This is a genomic window from Maribacter sp., from assembly GCF_049667165.1.
Lineage (GTDB): Bacteria > Bacteroidota > Bacteroidia > Flavobacteriales > Flavobacteriaceae > Maribacter_A.
Genome location: NZ_JBATHS010000344.1, coordinates 1 through 2,015 on the forward strand (window position 1 = coordinate 1; position 2,015 = coordinate 2,015).

The 2,015-nt window shown below is 41.8% G+C and carries 4 protein-coding genes; 2 read left to right on the top strand and 2 right to left on the bottom strand.

From position 1 onward, the window contains the following. Both WBM98_RS16125 and WBM98_RS16130 read left to right on the top strand, forming a co-directional pair. Positions 1-239, top strand: a 239-nt coding sequence (locus tag WBM98_RS16125) for a DUF6452 family protein (RefSeq protein ID WP_424367049.1), incomplete at its 5' end; no start/stop codon positions are given. Next, positions 220-978, top strand: a complete 759-nt coding sequence (locus WBM98_RS16130) for a DUF6048 family protein (protein ID WP_424367050.1) — start codon at positions 220-222, stop codon at positions 976-978. The genes WBM98_RS16125 and WBM98_RS16130, both read left to right, overlap by 20 nt. On the opposite strand, the gene WBM98_RS16135 is transcribed toward WBM98_RS16130, so the two are convergent. Beyond that, positions 979-1,209 (bottom strand): hypothetical protein, encoded by a 231-nt coding sequence (locus tag WBM98_RS16135; RefSeq protein ID WP_424367051.1) that lies wholly within the window; start codon positions 1,207-1,209, stop codon positions 979-981. Further along, the coding region (locus WBM98_RS16140) for a THUMP domain-containing class I SAM-dependent RNA methyltransferase (protein WP_424367052.1) at positions 1,206-2,015 on the bottom strand (810 nt) is incomplete at its 5' end. The genes WBM98_RS16135 and WBM98_RS16140, both read right to left, overlap by 4 nt.

A 2,015-nucleotide genomic window follows, 5' to 3' on the forward strand; every position in this document is an offset into this window, starting at 1 on the left:
GTACAACATTCGTTTTATCAACACAAACGACTACCGAGGACCCCGTCAATATTGATGTGCTTACGTTCTCCTATGAGACCAAGGAAGTATATATCTCACGCGCCTGTGGGTTTATCGCCAATTATGAAAATCTAAGTCAAAGCCTTACACCCGACACCGAGAATTGGATCAAGGATATTGAAATTGTTTTACCAACCGTTGAAAACTCAGAAACAGCCCATGTCAAGATTTTTCATTAGCATAACCCTTCTTCTGTGCTTTTTCAATAGTTCGGCCCAGGATGAAACCATAGATCTACAACCCAAGGATACCGTGGCACACAAACAAACCTATGGTCTTAGGGTAGGGATAGATCTCAGTCGTATAATCATTACCCAGACCAATGAGGATTATAAAGGATTGGAACTTGTTGGGGATTATCGATTGACCCAAAAATTATACATTGCCGGGGAATTGGGGAATGAGGAAAAGACCAAGCAAGAGGATCTTTATAGTTTTACCACCTCAGGGAGCTATATAAAACTAGGGGTAGATTATAATACCTATGAGAATTGGTACGGTATGAACAACACCATTTTTCTAGGTGGACGTTTTGCCGTTAGCTCTTTTAGCCAAACCTTGAACAACTTTCGCTATTTTGACACGAATAGGTATTGGTACCCCGACGATTTCCCCAATGGTTCTTCCGATGCCCAGGAGTTTGGAAGTTTAAATGCTGCCTGGCTTGAATTCGTTTTTGGAATGAAAGCGGAGTTATTTTCGAACCTTTATTTGGGGGGTAGCTTACGCCTCGGTTTTTTGGTCAGTAATAAGGAGTCCGAAGAATTTCCGAATCTCTTCATACCGGGATTCAATAAGGTCACTGACGGAAGTAAGTTCGGAATAGGGTATAATTATTCGCTCACGTATATGATCCCCTTGTACAAAAAAGCGAATAAGCGGAAAAAAAAGACGGATGAAGGTCAAGTAGAGCCTTGACTAAAGTTCTCGAAAACCCTTGATGAAAATCCATTTCATCATGACTTTTTCCCGCTCTTCCGCTTTGACCACTGCAAATTTAGGAGCCAGGATACTCGCTGCGATAGCGGCGATCAAAGCCAAGTAAAACCGATTCACCTCAAAAAAATAGCCTAAGGCAAAACGGATCACCAGAAATAGGATCGCAAAACCTAAAAAGTTCAATACTACCGCTCGTGTTTTTGGTTTCATACCTTCCCTTCCCTATTTTGAAATTTGGCCTTTTTACTCCCTTCATACATGACATATTTGACCAAGCGGGATTCCAATTGACTATTGTACACCTTGATTTTTCTGGAAGGTCGTAGTCCGACAAATTTAAGCGCTTCCAAATTTGATGTAATGAACCACGCATCGGTTCCGGGGTATTCCTGTTTTAAGGTATTGCCGATTGATGCATAAAATTCTTCCATATCCAAATCCAATCGTTCCCCATAAGGTGGGTTAAAAACCATATGCAGGTGATTATCGGTAAATTTTGTGGAATCAAAAAAGCTCTTGCGCTCAACATGTATATATTCCGAAAGGTTGGCATTGGCAATATTATCAATTGATTTTCTTACCGCCGATGGGGCCGTATCATAACCCACGATCTTATGATGAAACTCCCGGGTTTTGTTCAAACTACTGTCAATGATCTTTTGAAAGAGTTCCTCATCGAAATCATTCCATTTCTCAAAAGCAAATTCCTTTCTATTGATATTTGCCGGAATATTACAGGCGATCATCGCCGCCTCGGTCAAGAACGTACCGCTACCGCACATGGGATCTAGAAAGTCCGATTGCCCGTCCCATCCGCTCAACAAAAGCAATCCAGAAGCCAATACCTCATTGATCGGCGCAATATTGGTTGCCGTTCGATACCCCCGGTGGTGCAAGGATCGCCCAGAACTATCCAGCGAAACATTACATTGTTCTTCGTGAATATGTATATTGATACGCATATCAGGAAATTTGACATCCACATTGGGTCTTTGCCCATCGGTATCCCTGAACTT